General features: G+C 54.6%; 16 protein-coding genes. 9 read left to right on the top strand and 7 right to left on the bottom strand.

Features of this window, described 5'->3' with window-relative positions:
- Positions 1-592 precede the first annotated feature (592 nt).
- From AC5S26_RS25200 to AC5S26_RS25170, 7 genes are all read left to right on the top strand, one after another.
- Complete coding sequence (locus tag AC5S26_RS25200) at positions 593-4,000, top strand: outer membrane beta-barrel protein (protein WP_494187719.1); 3,408 nt, start codon at positions 593-595, stop codon at positions 3,998-4,000.
- A 217-nt stretch (positions 4,001-4,217) separates the two neighbouring features.
- Positions 4,218-6,128, top strand: coding sequence for an FG-GAP-like repeat-containing protein (locus AC5S26_RS25195; protein WP_494187718.1), 1,911 nt, complete (start codon positions 4,218-4,220; stop codon positions 6,126-6,128).
- A gap of 34 nt (positions 6,129-6,162) precedes the next feature.
- Positions 6,163-7,929 (top strand): carboxylesterase/lipase family protein, encoded by a 1,767-nt coding sequence (locus tag AC5S26_RS25190; protein ID WP_494187717.1) that lies wholly within the window; start codon positions 6,163-6,165, stop codon positions 7,927-7,929.
- A 38-nt stretch (positions 7,930-7,967) separates the two neighbouring features.
- A complete protein-coding gene (locus AC5S26_RS25185) occupies positions 7,968-9,044 on the top strand; it encodes a GTSAG motif subfamily hormone-sensitive lipase (protein WP_494187716.1) in 1,077 nt (358 codons plus the stop codon).
- Between the two features lie 270 nt (positions 9,045-9,314).
- Positions 9,315-13,031, top strand: a complete 3,717-nt coding sequence (locus tag AC5S26_RS25180) for a TonB-dependent receptor (protein ID WP_494187715.1) — start codon at positions 9,315-9,317, stop codon at positions 13,029-13,031.
- Between the two features lie 165 nt (positions 13,032-13,196).
- Positions 13,197-15,416 (top strand): outer membrane protein assembly factor BamB family protein, encoded by a 2,220-nt coding sequence (locus tag AC5S26_RS25175; protein ID WP_494187714.1) that lies wholly within the window; start codon positions 13,197-13,199, stop codon positions 15,414-15,416.
- A 695-nt stretch (positions 15,417-16,111) separates the two neighbouring features.
- The gene (locus AC5S26_RS25170; protein WP_494187713.1) at positions 16,112-17,248 is read left to right on the top strand and encodes a tyrosine-type recombinase/integrase; all 1,137 of its coding nucleotides are present in this window, start codon (positions 16,112-16,114) and stop codon (positions 17,246-17,248) included.
- A 1,041-nt stretch (positions 17,249-18,289) separates the two neighbouring features.
- On the opposite strand, the gene AC5S26_RS25165 is transcribed toward AC5S26_RS25170, so the two are convergent.
- Genes AC5S26_RS25165 through AC5S26_RS25155 form a run of 3 tightly spaced genes read right to left on the bottom strand, consistent with a single transcriptional unit; the run spans position 18,290 to position 20,946 of the window.
- Positions 18,290-20,305 (bottom strand): AAA family ATPase, encoded by a 2,016-nt coding sequence (locus AC5S26_RS25165; protein WP_494187712.1) that lies wholly within the window; start codon positions 20,303-20,305, stop codon positions 18,290-18,292.
- The gene (locus tag AC5S26_RS25160; RefSeq protein WP_494187711.1) at positions 20,306-20,740 is read right to left on the bottom strand and encodes a hypothetical protein; all 435 of its coding nucleotides are present in this window, start codon (positions 20,738-20,740) and stop codon (positions 20,306-20,308) included.
- Positions 20,741-20,742: 2 nt separating this feature from the next.
- Entirely contained in the window at positions 20,743-20,946 is a 204-nt protein-coding gene (locus AC5S26_RS25155) for a helix-turn-helix domain-containing protein (protein ID WP_494187710.1), read from the bottom strand.
- 106 nt (positions 20,947-21,052) lie between these two features.
- Here AC5S26_RS25155 and AC5S26_RS25150 point away from each other — a divergent pair, with 106 nt between their 5' ends.
- Positions 21,053-21,508, top strand: a complete 456-nt coding sequence (locus AC5S26_RS25150; RefSeq protein WP_494187709.1) for a hypothetical protein — start codon at positions 21,053-21,055, stop codon at positions 21,506-21,508.
- Entirely contained in the window at positions 21,505-22,041 is a 537-nt protein-coding gene (locus AC5S26_RS25145) for a hypothetical protein (protein WP_494187708.1), read from the top strand. Before AC5S26_RS25150 ends, AC5S26_RS25145 begins: the two co-directional genes overlap by 4 nt.
- A 53-nt stretch (positions 22,042-22,094) precedes the next feature.
- On the opposite strand, the gene AC5S26_RS25140 is transcribed toward AC5S26_RS25145, so the two are convergent.
- From AC5S26_RS25140 to AC5S26_RS25125, 4 genes are all read right to left on the bottom strand, one after another.
- Entirely contained in the window at positions 22,095-22,694 is a 600-nt protein-coding gene (locus AC5S26_RS25140) for a helix-turn-helix domain-containing protein (RefSeq protein WP_494187707.1), read from the bottom strand.
- Positions 22,695-22,778: 84 nt separating this feature from the next.
- Positions 22,779-23,768: a major capsid protein gene (locus AC5S26_RS25135; protein WP_494187706.1), complete on the bottom strand. Its 990-nt coding sequence runs from the start codon at positions 23,766-23,768 to the stop codon at positions 22,779-22,781.
- A gap of 168 nt (positions 23,769-23,936) precedes the next feature.
- Complete coding sequence (locus tag AC5S26_RS25130; protein ID WP_494187705.1) at positions 23,937-24,893, bottom strand: hypothetical protein; 957 nt, start codon at positions 24,891-24,893, stop codon at positions 23,937-23,939.
- Between the two features lie 7 nt (positions 24,894-24,900).
- The gene (locus tag AC5S26_RS25125; protein ID WP_494187704.1) at positions 24,901-25,665 is read right to left on the bottom strand and encodes a hypothetical protein; all 765 of its coding nucleotides are present in this window, start codon (positions 25,663-25,665) and stop codon (positions 24,901-24,903) included.
- Positions 25,666-25,675: the final 10 nt, after the last annotated feature.

Raw genomic sequence — 25,675 nt, 5'->3', positions numbered from 1 at the left:
TAGCACCGGGTTTCCAAGGGCCTGTTTCGGGTAAAGAAAGGGCAGGCTTGTAAGACGGTGACGTAGCTACCTGTTAGTCGAAGTTGAACCTATTCTTATATCGTTATTATTTTCAGTGAAATAGAAGAGCAATGCATGTTTGCCGCCGGGCTTGGTCGATGTGGAGGCAAGAGATGGCGATTGTCATGCCATGAGAGTTCTGGGTTGAGAGTGATTATGTAGCGAAGGGTGGAAGGGCATGTTTGCTGTTCTTTTTGCAGCCGTTTTGAGACGGGTTGCCGTAAACAGCCTTAAGTATCTGCTGTGGCGTGGGTTTGCTCCCGATGGCCTGCTCTGTCAGGTTGATACGTGGTAGCTACCGTTTTTACTGGATTCACTTCGTAAACCATTGATCCATATTGACTTTAATATTCCGTTACAGCCTCCTCTAACCTTGCAAAAACCTACTTGTCTCCAAATAAGTTTTATGTGCCTGAAAAAAGGGCTGAGAAGAACGAATTAATGCAAGATTTGCGGAGGCACTATGGGAACCAGATCTTTTACAGAGGGAGAGCCATCTTTACCGATCAAATTGCGACCGGTTGCAGGAACGATGGCGTGGATTTGCTCGATCCTCTTTTTGCTGGCTATATATTTCGGCGGAGTTGCCCCTAAGGCTTTTGGCCAGGCGGAGCAGGGAACGATCACTGGCATAATCAGGGATTCGAGCGGGGCGGTCGTCGCCGGAGCCGGCGTGAAGGCGACGAACGTTGCCACGAATGTCTCCAGCTCCACGGTCTCGGGCGCCGACGGCTACTATACGATCCCGTATCTCAATCCAGGCACCTATAACGTGACCGCGGAGGCGAGCGGATTCTCGATCTCGACGGTCGCGAATGTCCGCATCACGGTGAACCTCTCCACCAGCGTGAACCTGATCCTGAAGGTTGGAGGCGTCACCCAGAGTGTGATCGTCCAGGCGAACTCGATTCAGCTGGAGACGGAGAACTCCGAGTTGGGCGGAACCGCATCGCGTGACCAGATCATCGAGCTTCCCCAGTTGGGAAGAAATCCCTATAACCTTCTGGCGCTACAGCCCGGCGTGCTCCCTGTCTACAACAACGCCGGAATCCAGGCGCAGATAAACGGCGGCATGGCCAACACGAGCAATGTACTGCTGGACGGCGCCACGCAGGTGAACAGCTCTTCGGGCGATCTTGCCTATACTCCTCCATTGGAGTCGGTCGGCGAGCTGAAGCTGATTACGAACAACTATTCGTCCGAGTATGGAATGTCGGGCGGCGGCGTGGTCACTGCAGCCTCTGAGGCGGGAACCAATACGTATCACGGCAGCGCCTACGAGTATGTGCGGAACACGGTCTTCAATGCCAACGGTTGGTATCCCAACCACGTGGGCCAGAAGAGAAGCACGTACCGCGAGAACAACTACGGCTTCAGCATCGGCGGTCCCCTAAGCATCTCCCGGCTCTACGACGGCCGCAACAAGACCTTCTTCTTCACGAACCTCGAGTGGGACCCGCAGAGTACGCCCTCGTTGATTACGGCAAGCGTTCCGACGGCGGCGATGCGAACCGGAGACTTCTCCGGGCTGGTGGATCAAAGCGGAAAACAGATCACTCTCTATGATCCGAGCACCACATCGTTGGTTCCGGGTACGACGAATACGTGGACGAGGCAGCCGTTCCAGGGAAATATTATTCCGGCCAGCCGCATCACCAATCCGATCGTCCAGAACGTGCTGAAGTACTATCCTCTGCCGAACACGCAGGGCGTGCAGGGCATCTACGACAACTTCCAATCAACTCCAACAAGAACGACGAAGCAGAATACCTTCCTGGCGCGCGTAGATCAGAACTTCGGCAGCAGCCACAAAGCGTTCGTCACCGTTGGGCGTCATGCGTACAGCGCTGTTACGCCTCTGATTAATATTGCATTCCCTCAGACAGACACAAACGGAAGCCCAGGAGGAGCGACCAACACCGCATGGACCGGCACGGTGAGCGATACCTGGACGATTCGCCCGAACCTGCTGATCGAGTTCCGTGGCAACTTCGTCCATACCTTCTTCGGAACGCTGGTGCCGAGCCAGGGATTCGATGTGTCGAGCCTGGGCTTTCCGGATTCCTTCGTCTCGCAGACGACGAGCAAAGTGTTCCCTCAGTTCCAGATTGGCGATCAGAGCAACCTTGGACTTGCAAACTCGGCGGTCGACTCCGATACGGAGGGCAGCAATCAGGGGCAGGCTCACCTTACCTGGGTGAAGGGTCCGCATACGGTCAAGGCCGGATTCGACTATCGCTTTGTGTACTTCAACCAGTTCCGTCCTCTGAACCCGGCCGGCTACTTTACCTTCGGCCGCGGTTATACGCAGGGACCTGATCCAGCGAGCGCAACCTCCAATGCCGGATGGGGTTTCGCGACGTTCCTTCTGGGCGCTCCTGATGGCGGCTACACAACGCGAGATGCGTCCTCTACGGCATCGCAAAAGAACATAGACGGATATATCAATGACGACTACAAGGTCACGAACGACCTCACCCTCAACCTCGGACTTCGCTATGACGTTCTGACGGGATGGACAGATCGTTACAACAAGCTGACATGGTTCGACCCGACCACGCCTGATCCGGTGATCGGATTGCCGGGCATCGTGCAGTATGCGGGAGTGAATGGAAATCCCCGCAACGAGAACGATACGGTCTACACGAACTTTGCACCGCGCCTGGGCTTTGCCTACAAGCTCGGCGACAATACGGCCATTCGTGGAGGCTATGGCATCTTCTGGGTTACGAACAGCGGCGGCAACGTCGCCGGTACAGGGTTCCAGGTAAGCACGAACGTCTTTACCGGGCCTCCTCCACCTGCACCGAACACACCACCTGCGGGAGCAAGCCTCTCCAATCCATTCTCGGCCGGTTATCTTCCTTACCCCGCTCCTGCAAGCTCGCTGGTGGGCCAGGGAATCGGAGCTCCATTCCGTCCCGGGACGCTGCCGAACCATCAGGACTGGAACCTGAGCATTCAGCGCACACTCACCAGAAATACCGTGCTGACGGCTGCCTATGCAGGGTCGCGTGGAGAGCATCTCTGGTACAACCTGGATCGCAACTCCGCTCCGCTGAGTGCGCTCAGCCTCGGATCGAAGCTAACGCAGCAGGTGGCAAATCCGTATGCAGGAAAGCTGCAGGGATCGCTTGGAGCGCCGACAGTGGCCTACAGCCAGCTGCTTCGTCCATTCCCGCAGTACACCGGGGTGAGCTGGTATCACGATCCGGTGGGCGACTCATACTACGACGCCTTCACGCTTCAACTGCAGCATCGTGACGATGCGCATGGTCTGTACCTTCAGGCCTCTTACACGCTCAGCAAGGGGATCAACACTATCCCGGAGCGGTATGCGGGACGCGGAGGCTCGATCATCGATCCTACAAACCTGAGTCTCTCCCGTGCTGTCGCGGAGTACGACCGTCCGAACTACCTGGTGGTGAATTACATCTACCAGCTTCCCTTCGGACAAGGTCATCGCGTGCTCGGACATGGACCGGCGAGCTACATGGTTGGCAACTGGCAGTGGGCGGGCATCATGACTTACGGGTCGGGTACCCCCGTCGTCATTACCGTGCCGAACAACACCAACCTGCCCGGTATTGGAGCGGTGGCCAACAGGGTTCACGATGCACATCTCAAGAGCGGACAGAACCCGGATAACTGGTTCGATACGACGGCCTATGCGATTCCGGCGGCGTATACCACCGGCAACGGAAACCGCAATGAGCCGAATCTCCGCGGACCGATGTATGGCAACTGGGACATGAGCTTGAACCGGAAGCAGAAGTTTGGAGAGAAGGCCGTCTTCGAGCTTCGCTTCGAAGCATTCAATGTGTTCAACAACCGCAACCTGGGCACTCCGGATGGATCGATCACATCAGGCACATTCGGCAAAATCACCAGCAGCAACCAGCCGCGTAATCTTCAGATCGGAGGACGATTCTCCTTCTGAAGAGGACAAAAACGGAGAACGGGCAGACCTCATGGTCTGCCCGGTTTATTTTGGAATACGGTGTTATCTTCGGCCGCCTTGGGGGAATTAGCGAGGATGGTTGACGATTGCATATCACTGTCTTATAGTTGGGTCGCTTAATAAGCACAGCAGGTTGCTTATTGTGCAATCATGCAAGGGCGTCGAGCCGAGCCGAAGTGTGCTCGAGGGAGTGTGGATGAGAAAGAGTCTGGTTCCGCTGATCGTACTGCTTGCCGCTGAGATGGCGTTTGCATCTGGACCTTCTTTCACGCCCGATGCCCGGTTTACCGGATCCACGACGAAAGGCTGGCACACGTTCGGCAATGCGAGCTGGAGCGCCGATGCGGGCACGATCATGGGAAAGCCGACCGATAGCGGCGGCGGCTGGCTGGTGCTGGACGATTCCTATCAGGACATCAGCTTCTACACAGAATTCCGTTGCGAGGAAGGCTGCGAGACCGGAGTGCTGCTGCGCGCGGAGAAGACTCCTGATGGCGGTATAAAAGGGGTTTATGTCTCGCTTGACGATTCGGTGCTGAACACCTATGCGGTAACGATTGATTCCAGCGGAAAGATCGTGAAGAAGGACAAGCTGCCGCGAGGCGGCCTGCTGGCTCGCGTGACCCCCCCGCCTCCTCCCTCGCAGTCACAGGGGGAGAACAGGGCGAGGCCACAGAGACCAAGCGTTGAGCTCCCTCTGAAACCGGCCGACACCTCGCTTCGGCTTCATGAGTGGAATTCGGCGGAGATCTTTTTTGACACCAACACAGTCCGATCATTTCTCAACAACGGCCACCAACAGGGTTTTGTAGGCGAGGATGGCGGCTATGGCCCTGTGGCGTTGTATGCCGGCGGCAAAGGCTCAGTCCATTTTCGCGGCACAGCTTATATGGACATGTCTCTGAAGGTGCGCGATGACGAGAAGGTGGGGGCGCACTTTCGCAAGCAGAGGCTGAGCGATTTTTACTACTCGTGGGGAACGGCCGCTGCCGATTTCAACCACGACGGTGTGCTCGATGTCATCTCCGGGCCATACATCTACTACGGTCCCGATTACAAGAAGTCGCGCGAGATCTATTACGCATTGGCCTCCAATCCGACAACCGAGTTTGCGACCGATTCGACGACAGAATTCGCCGCCGACTTCAACGGCGATGGTTGGCCTGATGTTCTTACGGTGATGTTCGGCGGTGGTCCCAGCATGCAGCTCTACATCAACCCGAAGGGCGAGAAGCGTCGCTGGCAGAAATATACGGTGGGCACCGGGGTTCAGAGTGAGATCGCGATTCTGCGCGACATCGATGGCGATGGAAAGCCGGAGCTGGTCTACTCCGGTGATGGACGCGTCCGCTACGCAAAGCCCGATCCTGCAAAGCCGACGGAGAAATGGGTTGTGCATGATATCTCCGAGAGCGGCTATGGCGCGGGGCATGGTATCGGCGCTGGTGACATCAACGGCGATGGACGCATCGATATTGTGGATCCGTATGGCTGGTGGGAGCAGCCTGCGGCAGGAGCGGACTCAGGTCCGTGGACCTATCATCCCGCCGCCTTCGCTCACTTCGGCCGAGGGATGATGGGGGGTAGCGTCATGGCTGTCTATGACGTTAATGGGGATGGACTCAACGACGTTGTGACTTCTCTCAACGCGCATGGCTGGGGGCTTGCCTGGTACGAGCAGAAGAAGGACGCCGCGGGCAAGATCAGCTTCACAGAGCGCATGGTCATGGACGATTTTTCGACCAAGAACGCCGGGGGAGTTACATTCTCGGAGCTGCACGGCACATCGTTCGCGGATATCGATGGAGATGGGATCCCGGATTTTATCGCCGGCAAGCGTTACTTCTCGCATCTCGACACCAATCTCGATCCCAATCCTCGAGGAGCACCGGTCCTCTACTGGTACAAGACAGTTCGGAACCGTCAGGCCCCAGGCGGGGCAGAGCTGCTTCCTCAGCTGATCGATACGCACAGTGGTGTCGGGTCGGATGTACTTGCCGTCGATCTGAATCATGACGGAGCGATTGACGTTGTGACGTCCACACGATTTGGAACCTTCATCTACTGGGGAACTTCACGACACACCGCAGCCGCTCAAAAGAAGTAGCCACGGCACAACCTGGCAAATGGAGATCGCACGCATGAACTCGCAAGACCAGACTCCATCTCCTGACCAGGAGAAGAACCTGTTGGGGAGACGAGAATTTCTTGGAGGCATCGCAGGCGCGGTAGGGTTCGCTGCGTCTCGTGCCCATGCTTCTCCGCAGGCACCAGCTACGAAGACTTCACGTCCTGCGACCGTTTCGGATAGTTCTACGGTTGCCGAGACCAGCGCGGGAAAGGTGCGTGGATTCCGGCACAACGGCGTTTACGTCTTCAAGGGGATTCCGTATGGAGACTCTACGGCGGGGCGTAATCGCTTTATGGCTCCTGCAAAGCCAGAGCCGTGGACCGGCATCCGCAACGCTCTGCATTACGGTCCCGTGTCCTACATGCAGGATCTGCTGTTCCTCCAGACGGACTACAAGAATCTTGCCTCCGCAGACGAAGATGCTTTTCTGCTTCATCGCGGATCGGCGGTAATGATTCCAGGCGAGGACTGTCTTCGTCTCAATCTGTGGACGCCTGAGATTAACCCGCGCAACCGCCAGCATAAGCGCCCTGTGATGGTCTATATGCACGGCGGCGGCTTTGCGAACGGGTGCGGACATGATCTGCTCTCGTACGAAGGGGAGAGTCTGGCCCGCAATCATGACGCGGTGGTAGTGAACCATAATCATCGGCTCAACACCTTCGGCTACCTGAATCTCTCCGGCCTCGGTCAGGAGGAGTTCGCGGATTCCGCCAACGTCGGCCTGCTGGACCTTGTCGCCGTGCTCGAATGGGTGCGGGATAACATCGCGACCTTCGGCGGCGATCCGGGCACTGTGATGATCTTTGGCCAGTCCGGAGGAGGAGGCAAGGTCGTCGCGCTCATGGCCATGCCTGCGGCCAAGGGGCTCTTTCAGCGCGCCATCGTGCAAAGCGGCCCCTTCCTCAGGATGCTCACTCCCGATTATTCGAACGAGGTCGCCGAGAGGGTTTTGGCTGAACTCAACATCCCGAAGACAAACCCGCGCGAGCTACAAACCGTAGACCCGCGCCGTCTCTCTGCAGCTTCCGTCGAGGTCATGCGGAAGATGCCGAAGCGGCCACCTTCACTACGCGATGGCTTCGGCATGACTGGCTGGGCCCCCACCGTGGACGGCCGCATCCTTCCCGTCCATCCCTTCGATCCTGCTGCGCCCGAGATCTCTGCCGATGTTCCGCTCATTACCGGCACCAATCTGAACGAGTTCATCAGCGGGCTCGATCATCCGGACGCCCGCTCGATGACCGAAGAGCAGATGCAGCAGAGTGTGCGTGAGAGCTTCGGTACCGAAGCCCCGGGCATCATCGCGGCGTATCGACGAGAGTATCCCAAGGCTGCACCGTTCGACATCTTTGCAGCCATCGCAGCCTCGCGCCTGCGCCTGCCATCGGTTGAGCAGGCAGCGCGAAAGGCTGCTCTCGGACGAGCGCCTGCGTATTCGTACATCTTCGCCTGGCGCACTCCTGTCCTCGAGGATCGCGTCGGTACGTTCCATGCCTGCGAGATCTCGTTTGCGTTCGATAACGCCATGCTGTGCGATCACTATAGCGCTGGGAGGCCGCAAGCGCTGTCTCTCTCGCGGCAGATGGGCGGCGCATGGGTGGCCTTTGCACGCACCGGCAATCCGAACCACAGTGGTCTACCCCATTGGCCGCGATATGACTCCCGGTTGCGATCAACGATGATCTTCGACTCTCCATGCAAGGTCAAAGACGATCCCGAAGGCGAAGGCCTCCGGATTATTGCCGCCTCCAACCGCGCCGTGAAGAGTTCGTAGCGGCCACTTCTTAATCTCTCAAAAGGGAAACGGATGCAATGCGTATCAATTTCTTCTTTCTAGCCACACTTTCTCTACTGATCCCGAGCGCCGTGCCATACACACTGTCGCAACAACCGACATCGACTGCCTCACCAGATCAGAGTGTCCTCGACCCCGATGGGACGGCCCATCTGTCGCGCGTCGTGCCTCTGCCGCACACGGTGAGCGCGGAGGCGCAGAAATCATTAGCTAAAAAAATTGTCGATCCACCTGCCGACGAAACAATGCAAGCAAAACGCAGACGCACCGATGCATATCACCACACAGATACCCAGGCCTACCTCGCGCTCTACCCGTCACACATCGAAGAGAGCTCCATCGCCGGAATCCCGGTTCGGTTGATCACACCTGTGACTGTTATCCCCAACGACAGGAAGGATTGCGTCCTCATTAATCTTCATGGAGGCGGCTTCACCACCGACTCAGGTTCGCTGACGGAGGCAATCCCGATCGCTTCACTTACACATATCAAAGTCATCTCGGTGCTTTACCGTCTTGCCCCGGAGCATCCATTTCCGGCTGCAGTCGACGATGCTGTGACAGTCTATAGAGAGTTGCTCAAGTCCTACAGGTCGAACCATATCATTGTCTACGGAGCTTCCGCAGGAGCGATTCTCACAGGCGAAATGGCCGTGAAGCTCAAGCTGCTGGGACTCCCTATGCCCGCGGCGCTCGGCATCTTTTCGACGACAGGAGATTTTTCTACAACCGGAGATACGCAGGCTATCTACACCGTTACGGGAGTGGCAGGAAGTCTCATTCCTCCAGATCCATCGCGACAGTTTCTTGCAGACTATGTAGGGACAACGAATCCTCGCGATCCGGCCTTATCGCCTCTCTATGCAGATCTGAGCGGGATGCCTCCGACACTTTTCCTTAGCAGCACGCGAGACATGATGATGAGTTCCACGACCGTTCTGCATCGGGCATTCCTGCGCGCCGGCGTCGACGCGCAGATGGTCATCTTCGAGGCGTTGAATCACGGGTTCTGGTATGAAGCGGGCCTGCCTGAAACCGCGGAAGCGAATGACATCATCGCCTCTTTCTTTTTGAAACGTCTCAATCTTCGCTGACGCGTGCCCTACAAAGAGTAACGGTTTGTCTGCCAGTTTGGACAAGAGGTGCGACGAGGACTTTCGTCCCCCAAAAAATGTGATCTTTAGCAAAACAATTTCTTGACGTCCGTCGATCGGGATTGCTAGGATTTCGCTTCACCTAATAACGCAAGGTAAATTGCGTAATATGCAACGTAACCATTTGGGCAGCAAATGCGCCGCGGCTCAAGGAGGCAATTACAAATGAACCTCAACTGGAAAAGATATTGGACCCTTTGGGCAGTCCTTATGATCTGGTTCACACAGGCGGTATATGCTCAAGTTCGCTCCGGTAGCATCACCGGCACAATCACCGATGTGACTGGGGCTGTCGTCTCCGAGGCCGATGTTATTGCCAGAGATGAAGCGACCAACGTCGAGTACAGGGGCAAGACCACGCAGACCGGACAATTCACCATCCCGTATCTGGCGGCGGGGACCTATACCGTTACCATCTCCAAGACGGGATTTCAGAAGTTTTCCGCAACCGGCGTACAGCTTGCTGCCTCTCAGACCGTAAAGGTCGACGGGACATTGAGCGTTGGAACGGCGACTGAACGGGTCGAGGTCCAGGCCTCAGGCATTCAGTTGCAAACGGAGAGCAGCACGATTGCGGCGGCGGTCAGCGCCGAGGTGATCGACGCGATTCCCAACATTACCCAGAACCCTCTGTATTTCGCCACCCTCCAGAATGGTGTTCAGCCTCGCGCCCAGACTTCGAGCAGCCAGAACCTGAACTCCTTCGGCATCGGCGTAGCTGGCCGCGCCCAGTATTCCTCCATCGGCGTTAATGGTGGGCGTGCCTTCGAGAATGACATTCAGGTCGACGGTCTTCCTAACACCGGCTTTGGATTCAACGAAGCGGCGGTGGTTCCCAACCAGGAAGGTATCCAGGAAGTTCGCGTTATCAGCAATAATTTCACCGCCGACTACGGACGCGGCATGTCGGTGATGGCAATTAACACCAAGTCGGGTGGAAACATGTTTCACGGCCAGGCCTCGTACATGATGCGCAATGAGGCCCTCAACGCAAATTCACCGGGCAACAAGTTACAGGGACTACGCAGACCGGCATTCAAGGTCCACGACTTGGGCGGCGCGCTCTCCGGGCCAATCGTTCGCGACAAGCTGTTCTTTTCCTCGAGCTTTCATTACCAGCGCTACGACACTGGGGTAAACAATCTGTCGACGGTCCCGACTGCGCTTGAGCGCGTGGGCGATTTCAGCCAGACCTTCATCAACGACAATGGCAGACCCGTTCCGGCGCAGATCTACGATCCATACAATGTAACCAAGCTTGGGAATGACCTCTATCAGAGGGCCCTTATCCCCGGCGCGAGGATTCCGAATCCGAATCCCTCGGCGCTTCTGATGTATAGTTTCTATCCGTTGCCGAACCGGGCACCGCAGGACGTGTACAACACCAACAACTACTTCTCCTACACCGTCAACTCTGTGCGCAAGCAGACTTTGAATAGCCGCATTGATTACAAGTTGGGCAAACACTCCATCTATTCCAGTGGCGGTTATGACTTCGGCACGATCACGCAGCCACGGGCCTTCGGTACTGCGCCCTTCAACGACGCTCCCACCGTGACAAAGGACAATAACTACTACGCCCAGCTCGGAGACACGATCGTGCTGAAGCCGACTCTGTATGTTGACGTTCGCTATGGTGTTACCAGGATCAGCACTTATAACCTGGCCGGCAATCAGTCGGGCTTCACGCAATACAATGAATTCGGTATCGCTCCGGCGACCCAGGCTCTCTTCGCCGTGATGGGCTCAGCTCCCGTGGTAAATCCAAATGGGTTTACCGGCGGATCGGGCGGCGCAAGTAACTGGACTGGTCTCTCTTCGGGACAATTCGCTAACAAGCGTGAGAGTCAGATTGCACATGCGATCAATGGCAGCCTCACCAAGGTGGCAGGCAACTGGACTTATAAGGCCGGCGCGGAGTATCGCGTCATGCTGGCCAACTTCACCGACTTCGAAGAGGGCTCGGCAAACATCGGCGGTTGCTGCGCCGCTGATCCGGGTGGCAACTACTCGTTCCAGTTCGTCAATGCCTCCGGCGGTTCTGTGGCGTCCAGCAACGCGACCGCCTCACAACGTGGAATCAATGCGGCGGCGATGCTGCTCGGGCAAGGAGTCTGGTTCGTCCGTCCCGGAGCAAACCTGAAGCCAGCCTACTCAGCGAAATACTTCGCCGTCTACTCACAGAACGACTGGAAGGTAAAGGCCAACCTCACGCTCAACCTTGGCCTGCGCTGGGACGTGCAACCCGGCATAACCGAGCGGTACAACCGCATGACCGCCATTGATCTTACGAAGAGCAATCCCTTCGGGTCGCAGGGTGTTTTCGCCTTTCCTGGGGCTAATGGCTACGGCCGAAATCTCTGGGATACCGAGTACCACGACTTCCAGCCGCGCGTAGGTTTCGCTTGGCAGGCCTATCCAGGAACGGTTGTTCGTGGTGGCTTCGGTATCACTTATCTGCCCACCAACAGCGGATATTTCTCTAGTTCCAACGATTACGGCGGTGCGCCGTTTGCCGCAGGCAACCAGGCTCTCCCTTATGGCAGTGCGCCGAACGGGGTTCCGGTCACACGTCTTAGTGATCCGGCTCCCCTTGTAGCGGCGGTCGGGGCGAACCAGGCGGCACCCCAGCTCTACGGGACGCAGACGACCTATTTTGACAGACACCTGAAGAACCAGGTCGCCCAGCAAGCAAACGTGTTTGTCGAGCAGGCCTTCGGCAAGGGGCAGCAATGGATCATGTCTCTCGGCTGGAGTGCCTCTTTCTCTGACAACCTCACAACCCGTAGCCAGCCATTCCAGACTCTACAGAGTGTCGATTCTTCTGTACTGGGTACGTGGCATTCCCAGTACATCGCTAGCAATGGAATTAATCCCGCAACCACTCAGGTGGCAAACCCATACCAGACCGGCGGCGCGCTCATCCCCTTCCAAGGCGGATTGTCTGCCCGTACCATCCAGCAACAGATTCCGCAGATGCCATATCCTCTGCTTTGGGGCGCAACACTCGATGGATCGCGCGGCTACGGAAGCTACAACTCGCTTCAGGCCAGTCTGTCGCACTCTTTCACTACGGGCCTCAATCTGCGCCTGAACTACACCTGGAGCAAAGAGTTGGATTACGTAACGACACCCATCGAGGACGGACAGGGAGTCAACTCTGGCGGTACGGTTGGCACACCCGACCTCATCGACAATCGGCGCAACCGCAACTACGGCCTGGCGGACGTACCTCATCGATTTGTCGCAACCGTTGTCTACACCTCTCCGTTCGGAAAGAATGGTAAGCATGCCCTGGAGAACCCGATCGGGCGTTTCGCTCTCGGCGGCTGGAGCGTTGGATCGGTCATCAGCATGCAAGGTGGTATGCCTGTGGTCGTCAGCATGACCAATGGTGCGCTCACCTCGAGGGTAGATCGTATATCCGGTGTAGACGTCCAGGTGCCTAAGGCGTTGCAGCGCCGCTACGATGGCAAGACTACAGTTACGCTTCCCTGCGGCAAGACGGTTACCCCAGGCAACTTCCAATTGCTGAAGTACAACGCCTGCGCGTTTTCGGGCCGGACGGTAACCGGCGCAAACGGAAACTTATTGCAGGATATCTACTGGATCGGAAATCAACCGCAGACCAGTGGAGATATCCGCGGGTTGGCTCGCTACAACGTCGATCTCAGCCTGCGTCGTGCCTTCCCCATCTACGAGCGCTACCGCATCGAGATCTCTGGGGAAGCAACCAACGTTCTCAACAATGCTCAGTGGAATAACTCCGGCAACAACGCTACAGGTAATCTCGGTAACACAATTCTGAGGAATAATCCTTCGGGTGGCCAGATTCCAGGACTAGGCGACAACACTAACTACGGTACGCTCAATGTCAACAGTTTTGATCCGCGGCAGATTCAGCTGCACGCTAGATTCATCTTCTAACGCAATCTTCTGCGCGTCTCTCCGAAAGAGTAGGGAGGAGCGCCGAAGTAACTTAAAGTTCTGGCGTCGAGCTTCCTATCCGTTGCACTTTTTTACGACGCACATTGAAGACTGAAATTTCCGTGGGAAGTCATCGCGGCGAAAACTTACAAGAAGGCTCTTCTGATGAAATTTCGTGATCGTGGTCGGGAGTTTGTCGCTGGAGTCGCCGGGGTTGTGGTGCTCTCTGTCTTTACGATCTATGGTGCCGTAGGCAAGAGCGGATCCGGCGAATCCGTCAACGTTGGTTGGGCAACCTACGAGGCGAATCAGGGTGGGAATCATTATTCACCACTGACCCAGATCAACCGATCCAATGTGAAGGATCTGCAGCAAGTCTGGACCTACGATATCGGCGACTCCGTCTCGATCGACAATCCGCTGATCATCAACGGAGTCATGTATCTCAGCGGCAAGAATGGCGGCGCCATATCGGCGCTCGAAGCCGCGACAGGCAAAGAGATCTGGGTCTCGGAGCCAAAGATGGTAAGCGCCCGCCAGCGCGGTCTGACTTACTGGGAGAGCACCGACCACACCAAACGGCGCATCGTCTTCTACCGCGCCAACCACATCCGGCAGATCGACGTGGAGACAGGGAAGCTCGACCCAACCTACGATGTAGATCTGAAGCAGGGGCTCGAGCGCGCCCCCGAGGTCATCTTCAACGTGCAGAGCGTCTCGCCACCACGGGTGTGGCACGACACACTGCTCGTCGGTTCAGCCCCGGGCGAGGAGTATGGATCGCCTGTTGGAGATATTCGTGCCTTCGACCTGAACACAGGCAAACTCGTCTGGCAGTTCCACACAATCCCAACGCCCGATGAACCCGAGGCGAAGACCTGGGGACCCAATCCGCGTGCTTTCAACGGAGGAGCGAACTCCTGGACCGGATCCTCGGTAGATGAGAAGCGCGGCATCCTCTACGCTGTTACCGGCGGCAGCACCTACGACTTCTGGGGAGTCGACCGGCCGGGAGACAATCTTTATGCGGACTGTCTGCTCGCCATCGACATCCGCACCGGCAAGCTGCTCTGGCACTTTCAGGATGTCCATCACGATGTATGGGACTACGATCTGGCCTCTACGCCTGTTCTATTCACAGCTCGAAGCAAAGGCAAGTCGGTGGACTCAGTGGCCATCGCCGGAAAGACCGGCTTCCTGTTCGCCTTCGATCGCGTGACCGGCAAGCCTCTCTTTCCTATTGAAGAACGTCCCGTGCCGCAGGGTGAGCACATGGAAGGGGAACAACTTTCACCCACACAGCCGTTCCCCACCGTACTGAAGCCATTCGTGCGTCAGACTTTCACAGTCGACGACATAGATCCGGCGATTCCCGAGCCGGAGCGTTCAGAGATTCAAGCACGTTTTCGAACGCTGCGTTGGGAGGGTATCTTCACGCCGCCCTCCACAAAGCCCACACTCGAGGCTCCAGGGAGTAACGGCGCGGCGAACTTCGGCACTACTTCCGCCGACCCGGTGCGCGGTCGAGTTTACGTGGCCGGTGTGGACATTCCTGCGGTGATTCAGCTGACGAAATCTACCCCGCAATTCGGCGCTGGTAACAGTCCCATGGAGCGCGGCCGCTCGCTCTATCAGAAGAACTGCGCCGTTTGCCACGGAGCCGACCGCGCCGGCCATCCTCCAACCTTTCCTTCCCTGATTGGCGTCAACACCCGCTTGAATAATGAAGAGCTCGTAGACTTCATTCACGCCGGTAAACCGCCGATGCCGGGCTTTCCAAACATCACTGGCCAGTCGATGACCGACCTGCTGACCTACGTAAACAATGGATTTGTTCCGAGCGACGCCCCCCCGCGCAAGGTGATGAAGGGCTTGGCGGAAGGCGAACCGCGGTGGCGCACCGACTACGGCTACTGGTATACCAAAGCAGGAAATGGTGTTATGCGTCCGCCATGGACGACACTTTCTGCCTACGACATGAACACCGGGGCTCAATTGTGGCAAGTGCCGATCGACAGTGATCCGAGCTATCCCATCAAGGGCATCAAAACCGGCACGGGCGACACCAACAAGGTCGGAATCGCCATCACGGGAGGCGGTCTGCTCTTTGTTCCCGAAGACCGGCTAAAGAAACTGATTGCGCTTGACGCCGATACCGGCAAGTTGCTCTGGGAGGTCGATCTGCCGCAGAATCCCGTAGGCGTTCCCTCCGTCTATGCCGTTAACGGACGCGAATATGTTGTCGTTCCTGCGGCAAGCGGAATCGCACGGCGAAAGGGGAAGGGCAGGGCGTCCGCATCGGACGTTTCCCCCGCGGCTCCCGTTCACAACCAGTTTGTCGTATTTGCTTTGCCCGGCAAGCATGGAACGACCCATCTCGAGTGAAGAGGCCGCTCCTTTGTGATCTGGCTCCATCGGCTTCGCTCTCGCATGGTTTCAACTGCGTCTCGCAATCCTCAATCCATGGTTGCCAATGTCCAGCTAGACTTGCAAAACGGAGGGCGCAACGTAAAGTCGTCGAGATGGTGCGTTCGCAGGATGCGCCGGAGCCGATGAAGTGGGGCGCGTAAAATTGGGTACCCAGGTGGTACCCTGCCGATTTTGGGGATTTCCGCTAAGTTTTTAGAACGTTGGCGTCCCCGACGGGATTCGAACCCGCGTTATCGCCGTGAAAGAGACAAAGATTTGCAATTCCTAAGCAGTTCTAAAATTCATAAAGTGCTATAGAATCCCTATATTCATTGACGATTGGAGTTCTATCGTCCACAGTCGTCCACAAAAACTTCCGCTCATCCGACGATGCTTATTCGACATTTTGCTCGACATTTTCTGCCGCATCAGTCATGCTCTGAACCATGAGAACAGCAGAGCATTCGGCAAAGGAATTAGGTAGCAGGTCAGCGCGTCAGCGTCTCCCCATTCAGGCACGGCCATACTTCGCTCATATCCAAGACGGTCTATCGATTGGATACAGAAGAGGGAAAAGAGGCGGCTCATGGATCGCGAGATCATATGACACCGAACGCGGATATCGCTTCTCACCTTTGGGCAAAGCGAATGATCTATTGGAAAGCGTCGGATTGAGCTTTCAGCAGGCCCAGGACGCTGCGCGGCTATGGTTTGCTGAGTTAGCCAATATCGACGCAGGCGAACTCACTCCAGGCCGCTATACAGTGGCGATGGCCTTGGATGAATACCTTGTAGACAGCGAGACAAAGAAACGAAAGAAACTGTCCCATACGCGGCAAGTGATCGAAGGACGGATAAAGGCAGCGTTGGGACATATTGAGCTTTCCAAGCTTACCCATGGTCAGGTGAAAAAGTGGCGGGATGCACTGGCTATCAGTGCTCCACGCAGCAAGACGGCCTTCGTGAAAGAGAAGGTTTGGTGCGTTCGGAGCGTGAAAGGTGTGCAGAAAGGGCAGTACAGAGAACGCGCGACAAAGGTTCCTGCTGGTCCTGTACTGCGCGACGTGGATATGACTGACCCAATCGTGCTACGCAAGCGTCAGGCCACGGCAAATCGCATCTTGACCGTCCTCAAAGCCGCTCTGAACCATGCCAAGTCTGAGAACCGAAGGATCACAACGAATGCCGCATGGGTCGATGTAAAGCCCTTCGTCAACGTAGACGTTGCCAAGATTCGCTTTCTATCCGCAGAGGAGGTTACGGCTCTGATACCGGCGTGTGAAGCGACCTTTCGAACGTTAGTGAAAGGTGCTTTGGTTACAGGATGCCGCTATGGTGAGCTTGCCGCTCTGACAGTCGGATGCTTCGATGCTCAACATGGAACCGTCTTCATTGCTCAGAGCAAGAATGGCGAGTCTCGCTACGTCCAGTTGAATAATGAAGGAGTCGCATTCCTCACGTCGATAACGCAGGGCAGGGGATTGAATGAGACGATATTCCTTCGTTGGAACGATAAGACGTGGAGAGCATCAGATCAGCAGCGTCCATTAGAAGACGCTTGCATGATTGCTAAGGTGCAAGGCGTCACTTTTCACATCCTCCGACACACCTATGCTTCCCATGCTGCGATGAATGGAATGCCCATCAAGGTTCTTGCTGACAACTTGGGACACAAAGACACGCGAATCACAGAGCGTCATTATGCTCATTTGTCGAAGGGATATAAGCAGGAAATGATTCGCGCTCATGCTCCGACATTCGGCTTCGATACAAAAGCAGGTCCGATGCTCGTACAGAGATCGGCATAGCACTTCGCCACGCACTTATTGCTTCCCATTCGCAGCTTGCATCGAATCATGGTGCAAGCTCTTTTTGCGAACGCGATGATACACACGATGTTGATAGCTTTTCCCCTCTCTCCCTGTTCCCTAGTTGGCCAAGCCTCTCTATTTCGGTATTACCCTTGACCATCTGGCCATCTTAGGCATCTTTGTCCAGAGGGTATGGTCAGACTCTCCAAGATGGTCACACTAATATGGCCATGCCTTGGCTAAAGGTAATCCCTTTATTTACATATATATATATCTAAGATGGCCAATTCTAGAAGGGTAATAGGAAATTTGGCCATCTGTGACTTTTCCTAAGTTGGCCAAGTGCTCAATCTGTTTGGCCATCTAGTTTGGCCATCTGTGAGAGTGCCGATGCTATCTGTACTGACTCCCGCTTTCCCGCAACGGATAATTCTGCGTCCAATGGGGAGGCAATCAAGTCTCTTCATACGGCAACGCATTCAATAGACCGTCGTCAGAGAGCACAATGGAGGCTCAAACCCGCTCGGCTTGGCGTTGTCGTTGATTGTCTACAAACGCAATCGACTCATCGAATCATTCGCCAATCGATCTGCGAACCGATCAACGATTGATTGTGTCGTCTATTGCAAACACCCTATAAACATTGGTGATTTCATGCAAATATATTTTTCGCACTCGTGCCAATTTCGTAGTTTCCGTGATATTTTCGTTCAGCGACACACTAGAGCAAAGGGAGAATAACGTTGATAGATTTCAGCTCAGCACGAGTAGCACTGAGGGAAGGTAAGCACGTAGCAACGAAGAGCATGAGCGCATATAACAAATCGTGGTTTCTGAAGGTCATCGATGGGAAAGAGTATTTGTTTCAGCGTTCAATCAATCGCAGGACTGGCGAATGTGAGGAAGGACCAACTGCTATGTATTGGGACGATTTGAGCGATACAACTTGGCAGATTCTCAACTAACGAACAATGGCATCCCATGAGTCAGACCGCTGCAGATCGCACTAATATGTGGGATGCCATTGCGTGTTCACGATCATGGAACGGTTTCGATTCCAGGTAGCGACCAGGACCAGCCACCGGCAAATACAGGATTGTGTGTTGCTTCAATGCCAAGCTCTCTCTGCGCTCTGCGGAGTGTCTTTTCCGAGATGACATAGCGCTCTTTAGCGTGTTTTATCAGCTCTTTCGAACCAATCGGCCCAGAGGCCAACGCTTCAAGCAGAAATCTTTTTGCTTGGCCCATCTTGCTAGTGTCGTCGTTGGTTCCGTCACCCTCGATTTCAGCCAGGATAGAACGCGACGATCCTTCCAATGCTTCGCCCCACACCACTCGAGTCGTTTCGATTTCCTGATTGAGCATGAGTGCTTCGATTGTGTAGCTGAATCCACCTGTATCAATCGAATTGTTCGACTTTGCGCGTGTAAATACGCGTCTGTCTGAATCTTCTTCCTTCGCTGCGGCAAGTACCATACGCGCAAAGTCTTTAAATGCTGTTGATCCGATGACCCGCTCCGCTGAATTCTTTCCTGCTGTACCCTTGGCAAAGTGAGTGATACCGAGCACTGCGCAATTCATCTCCGATGCAAAGTCCACAATCGTCTGTAAGCTTCGGCGAACATCATTCGCTTTGTGCATATCGCCTGTAACCGCTGTAACGATTGGATCGATGATTAGTAGGGAAATGCCTCCTATTGCTTCGACAGCATCCCGTAACCTATCCATATCAATTGCCGCATCGAATGGGCAGCTCAGGCCGCTTTCGTCTACGGTACCTGTAATCACACCGCAACGATTTTGATTTGCACCTACGGCCATAAGGCGCGGCTTGATAGTGTCTGCCGGATCATCTTCGCTGCTCCATATAATGACGTTGCCTGCTTCCTTGCATCGTGCGCCATCCGGCCATGTTCCACCATTGGAGATGATTCCTGCGAGATTGAATGCAATGGTTGATTTACCAGTTCCACCAGCACCAGCAAGCAACGTTAGTTTGCCCTTCGGTAAATATCCGCGCCATAACCAAGTAATAGGCTTGGCTTCGATTGCGGAAAGCTGCGATACCTTGACCGAACGTTTGCCATTTGATTGTGCGGATAATATTGTCTGGCCTTTATGCTTCGCTTTGTATTGAGCAAGCAAACTGGTTTGCATCTGCTTGATGTACTGATCGGATACGTCATTGATAGGCAACCGCGCACGTGGCTTGAGCATTCCCGCGTTGATGCCGCTCTCGATTGTCTTTCTAGTCGCCGACTCGCCGTCCTTTGCTACATAGCCGTTAGCGACGGATGCCACATACAGGCGGTTAGCGCCAACGTTTAGGTCAATCCAACCATTCATGGTGCCGAGCGAATGGGCAAAATCATTCAGTGCTTTGTTTCGGCCTGATCCTTCGCCCATCTCTGAGAGCTTCGCTGCATCGTCGAGGTTGGCAGCTTCGGCATAAGCTTGCTCTCTGGCGGTTACTGTGAGAGCTGCCGCGCTATGGGGCAGCGACGGAAGGACTGTTGCTTGCTTCTCGCGCAGGAAGGCTGCCAGTGCGTCAGGCAGAGGCGCTATCGAATCCCATGAGCCTTGGACTACGCGATAGCCTCGGCCATCAGGCAGCGTCGCGCCAGGGCCAATAACATAGCCGCCTTTCCCGCGCACATCGATTCCAGAAGGTAGCGAACCGGAAGAATTGCCGTAGGGTGTCGCCGTGCGGAAATAGAAGTGAAAGCCGCGAGAGGGTGTTTCGACTACAAACGTAGAGGATAGATCAATCCTCTCTTCCACGCATAGCGCCGTAAATGCGGCAACACCATCAGGACCATTGACCTTTCTATCGGCGTCGATCACTACCAGACCGTGAGCGCCAATCGGCAATCCAGGCAGCGAATCAGGCGATGCTTCCCATTTCACTGCTATCTCGAATGGACTTGCACTCGCGGCCTGTTCCCAGGCTTTGACCTTCGGCTTCTTGTCTGGACTGCATGGGAAAACATGAAGGCCACGGCTTGCTAGAGCCAACGCTGCGTCTTTGTTGCCTGTCATGATTGAGGCTGACATCTAGTGAATTACCTCAGCCTTGGAAGGCAATGCGTTGAACGTTCGATCATTCTTATCTTCGAATGCAACCCATTCCGTTTCATCGATGCCATTCCGACGCGCCATTTCGATAAGAATCTGAATAACTTCTAAATCGGTTGTGTCGTTGCCGTAGAAGAATGCCTTACCGCGATATACCGGCGTGATTTGATGGCTTCCCTTTGCAAGTTGTGTGACTAGCACATGGAGCTTCGGCGTCTTGAGCGCTTCAGCGAGTTCCATTTCAAGATCAAACTCACCGATATAAGCAGCGCGAAGATACAAAGTTCGCCCCTTATGTAATTGGAAAAACTCCTTGTCCTGCGAGTAGACATCGCCTATGTAACTTGAAGGGCTATCGATTCGGAGCAATCCAAGGGCAAACAACGGTGGGCAGAGCTGGTGAATGTCCTTCATGGTCAATTTCCTTTCTCGATTGCAGGTTTGAACGTCGCGGTAGGCAATGATGCTGCCCAGGTTTTGATTGAATCGGTGCATACAAGCGTCTTTCTGCCTGCCTTCACTGCACGGATCGAGCCTTCTGAGAGCCGTTCATAAAGTCCTGAGCGTGATAATCCACTTATCTCGACCGCCTCGGGAATACTGACCAATAGCTTTTCCACGTTGTCTCCTTGAGCGAAAAATATCTAACTTTTGTCGTACTCTATACGAGTACGTGTTGCAATGCAACACAATGTACGCTAGAGTCTTTTCAGGAGAGAAAAGATCATGGCCAGTAAGAAGAAGTTCGCCCCCACATCGCGTTCGGAAACCGTTACGGTCCGACTCGATCCAAAGATTCGCTACATCGCTGAACTGGCCGCAAGGGAGCAGCAGCGCACACTATCGAGCTTCATTGAGTGGGCTGTCAGACAAGCACTAGTAAAAGGCGAAATATTGGAGGAACCCGATTACGGCTCCAACCATGAAGGCAACCGGCAGACGCCGCCCTTATGGGGAGAAGGATTTTGGGATGTCGATGAAGCTGACCGCTTTTTCCTGCTCGCTACTAGGCGCCATGATCTTCTCGATATCACAGAACAGAGGCTTTGGAAGACACTATCCCAGAGCATCATAGAGAAGCATGGGAAGCTAACGATTGGACTATTTCGCGAATATTGGAATTTACCCTCCGAAGCAATTTCCAAGCCGACAACAGAAAAGACGAAAGGTAAGGCGAAATGAGCGAACCGATCACACCATCCGAACCAATCGCAGAGCTTGAAACGCTCAGGACAACGAACGCAGAGCTTGTGAAGAAGAGCGCCACGCGCAAGGCCAGAATTGCCGAGTTGGAAGCATCCATCGCTGAATTGCAAGGCAAGTTTGATACAGCGCAATCAACAATTCACGAATTGACAATTGCCTCACCTGTCAAAGCGCTCGCTGAATCCATCAGCACGGTTCCCGAATTGTTTCTCGAGCAATTCAACAAGTCCTATCGCGTCGAGTCGATCAACGGCGAGCTGACATTGCAAACTACCGATGGGCAGCGTGTCATGAAAGGGGGCAAAGCCGTTCCCTTCGAACGGTCTGCACTGGTTGAGTTGTTGACTGATGAAGCTCATGCACAGGCCAAGGTTTTCCGGTCTATCACCATTGCGAGTCGTGCATCAGGCGCGTCTGGGGGAAACAACGGACGTAGTTCTGATCGCTCGCGAGTTTTTGATAGTTCGATTCCGCTTCCAGGAAATAGCTTTGGCCTGAAGGGAAGATAAACTCGCGTTCCATTTGATACGGGGTGATGGCTTTAGGCTGTCACCCTTTTGCTTTATGAGTTGCGCTTCCAATCAACGCTGGAGCTTGGTCGAGCTGGCTCCATTGCAGGCGTGACGGTCTGAGCAAGAGGAACCCAGGTCGGAGCGGCAGCAAGAGCAGGGGGAACCCACGGAGGCACAGGAGCAGGCGCAGGAAGCGCAGGAGCGGCCTCTACCGTGATGGTCCTAGGACTAGCCGCGTCCATTGCCAGCCTCCTCTGGTGCTCTGCCGCCTTTGCTGCCCATTGATCATCAGTTCCATGATCTGTGACCACCATCACGTTTTGGACTTTCACATCGACATTCACATCAACCGTGCTGCCCTTGCGTGGATCGCGCCATCCATAGAGAGAATTGAGGATAGAAAGCGCTGCGAGGGAATCGCCCTTGGCCATAGCCTTTTCGTACAGCATTTGATGGAGAGCTTGCCGTTGCGCGTCTTTGCCAATTTCAAAGGCATCTTCCAGCAAAGGATATTTCTCAAGCCAATTTTTCAGGGTGTCCTTACTCACGCCAAAATGGGATGCGATTCCCACAAGGGAATGTCCCTTCGTCGCGAGTTCACGGATAGTTTGTGAGGCGTCCGCTGGTGGATTTTTTCTGACTGCTGGCATACTTCACTCCTGATGACAATGAGGGGGATGCGCCGACATCCCCCTCTGGCCGTCCCCTGTACTTGCTGAAGGTCAGGGAAAGTTCTATTTCGAGATCAAGAATGCGAGCGGTACTGCCTTGCGAGCAACCGAACGCGTCCAGTTAGCGGCAGTTGCAAGTTCCGCGATGGTCGGACTCTCACCGGCAACAGAAGCACCTGTAAAGTTTGCGCCCAGGGGATGCAGAGCGACGTTGAGACGTGAGTGAAGAACGCTCTGCCCACCGCCATTTCCGCTGTCAGGCACACGCTGAATTTCTGTTCCGTAGCCGGTACGAGGTTCGGCAATGGCAAAGCCGACAGCGCCCATACCCATCAGAATCGTCGTATAGATGCCAGATGCAGGAGACAGACTGTCATCCAAAATAACGGCCATCCCCTTGTATGTTGCGATCTCGATTCCGTTTTCAGAAGGCTTGAAGAAAGTGATTTCATCATTCTTCAATGCCTCCCCATAGATTGCGGAATGCATCGCGATGGCCTTCACATCGCCCAGGCGGTCGCCAAGGGTGAGTGCCGTATCGATGACAGCATTCCCATTGAACTTCGCTGCGTCTCCCGTGCCAGCGGAGATGTCGTTCACCATATCGCTGCTATTGTTCGCTACGTTGGAATAGAGAACACCTTTGAGAGTTGCGATAAGTCGCTTGTTTAGCTGCTGGTCCCAATATGCGCTTACGCGACTCTGAATGCGTGAAAGAGCATCATCGCCGCTCAGCTCTGATGCAAGCGACATCTCGGACCAACTTTGATGAAGAAACGATTTGCGAACGACCTGCTTTCCGGCCGTGAGCTTCAATGGGGTGCTGAGTACAGCCGGATCATCGCTTGTGATGTCCGCTTCGCTACCGTCAGCCGGATCATTCCAGAAGGGTACGGTGAAGGAGAGCGCACCAGCCTGAAGCTGTGAGGTCATCTCTCCATTGGTGACTGCCACGCCACTCTGAAAGAGTGCAGTATTTGTAAGAGTGTTTTGAACTTGAAAGGCGGTGAATTCCGCAGGAACGATAACATCGGCGATTCTTGTGACTGCCATGGGACTAACCTCGAATCAAAGTGTGTGAATTGATCCAGGTTTGGCCGACTGGCTAAGCCCGCTCGCTACTGCGAGGGTATTCATGAGGCAGGAGCGCGACTGCGCTGCTATGAAATTAACTTATATCTGATCAAATGACAAGGATTGATTACAAGAGAGAATAAAACGCTAGATCTGGGGTGGATCGTTTCGTTCAATGCCAATTGTTGCCGCGATAAACGAGCAGGCAACGTATACATACTCCAAACCAGTCGCGTCGCGGATTTGCCATGAGGCATTTGAAATATCCTGGTCCGGTCCATGGTCGGCTGCATTTCTTATAGCTCCAAGATAGTCGCCAATTTGAATCAGCTTCCTTGGCAGATGTCTCGGATTTGAGAATTTGGTTAGCTTAGAAATAATTCCCGTTGCAGTTCCGAGCGAGACGCCCATGCGACCAGCCATGGCGGTAACGTGCGATTCAACAGCGTTTCCGGCCGCCTGTACCGCTCCGGCACCATCTCGGTTGTTGGCCCTGATGAGAGCATCGGCTAATGGGAGGATTATTGTTTCGCGATAGGAGCTCAATGCAGATTCGGCCACTGGACCTAGCTGATCTCTGATTCGGCCTTCTGCGGCAGTCATGTCGGTGCAGGCAGCAGCAATCTTTTGTAGAGCGTTCAACAGAGATGATGCCTCGAGCTGGTAGTTTCCTCCACCCTCAGGAACAAGGGCTCGCGAATATGTGCCAAGGCTGATCAGAGTGTCTTTCACCTCATCCCGATGAGCTGTGAGAAGACACATTGTTTTGGTGGCCTGCGCTGCGCCTCGTAGATCGGCAGTCGAAAGAAGCCTCTCGCGGAAGATGGTGAAGGGCCTGTAGCTCTCTATCAAGATTCGAAGCACGGCTGCTTTCTGTTCGGGAATTGCTGTGAAGCGACACAGTGGACTAACCGCTAGAAAATCAGTGCCATTCTGTGAAACGAGCCCTAATTCCATGGCCATTTCCAACGCTGCTGTCGCGTTAGCGGGTGTTGTCTCCAAAAACTCTGCAATCTTGTCGAGAGTAGTAGGGCCAGCATTGACCACGATTGCTTCGACTGCACCCACCACGTGTTCAGCGGTTGTCTGTGACGCGAGAGGCATCTGGGTTCTAGCTCTGCAAGCCGTCTTGCGGCGTGGTGGCTTTGGAAGTGTCTTGTGACTTATTAAAATCTTCAATCACTTTTCGGAGTTTCAGTCCCAAGTCCTCGAGATCACCTGGGGTGCACTGAATTGTGACATCGATATTCAGTTGCACACTACCACCGAGCTGACTCGCCACAATTGGTCGGCTGTCACTGATGGATTCTTCAAAGAGGCGACCGGGTAGTCTCTGCTTAAGAAGGGAAAGCGAGCTGGAAACGGAGTCGGTTATCGAAGGAGGCTCGGGCGTCAGTGCCACTAGATTGCCACCGTCTTCCTTTAGCAGCGCAGCGGCTTTCAGAATATCGACGACAGCTCCTGCCCCAGTTGCGACAGTGGGTGTTTTAGGCTGCCCAGCTGAATAGGCAACGTGAGACTCGAGACTCGACTCGTCCATGCCTTTTCTAATGCGAACAGCTGCTACGACCTTTTGTAGGAAATCATTAGCTTCAACGATCGCTTGCCATTTCGTAGCTATCTCATCGGCTAGTTCATGCTGAAGTGCGATTGCTAGCTCAGCACCGGCAGGTGTGATCGCTTTCTTCTTGTCACCTTTTATTACGGCAATAGCTACTAGGAATTTATTGTTGCCGCTTACCCCGGTTTCGTTGATCGCGGTCATCTTCGCTACGTCAGTTAGGCTCGCTTCGCCACCGATTCTTCCGTAACCTTGAATGATCTTGATCAGCTCTTTATACGAAGAGCTGGGCAAAGGAAATCCTGCATCGGGCATCCCGAATTCT

The organism is Edaphobacter sp. FHG110511_03 (assembly GCF_059115365.1).
The sequence above is the reverse complement of the archived record's forward strand: the minus strand, read 5'-3'. Positions and strand labels throughout refer to the sequence as shown.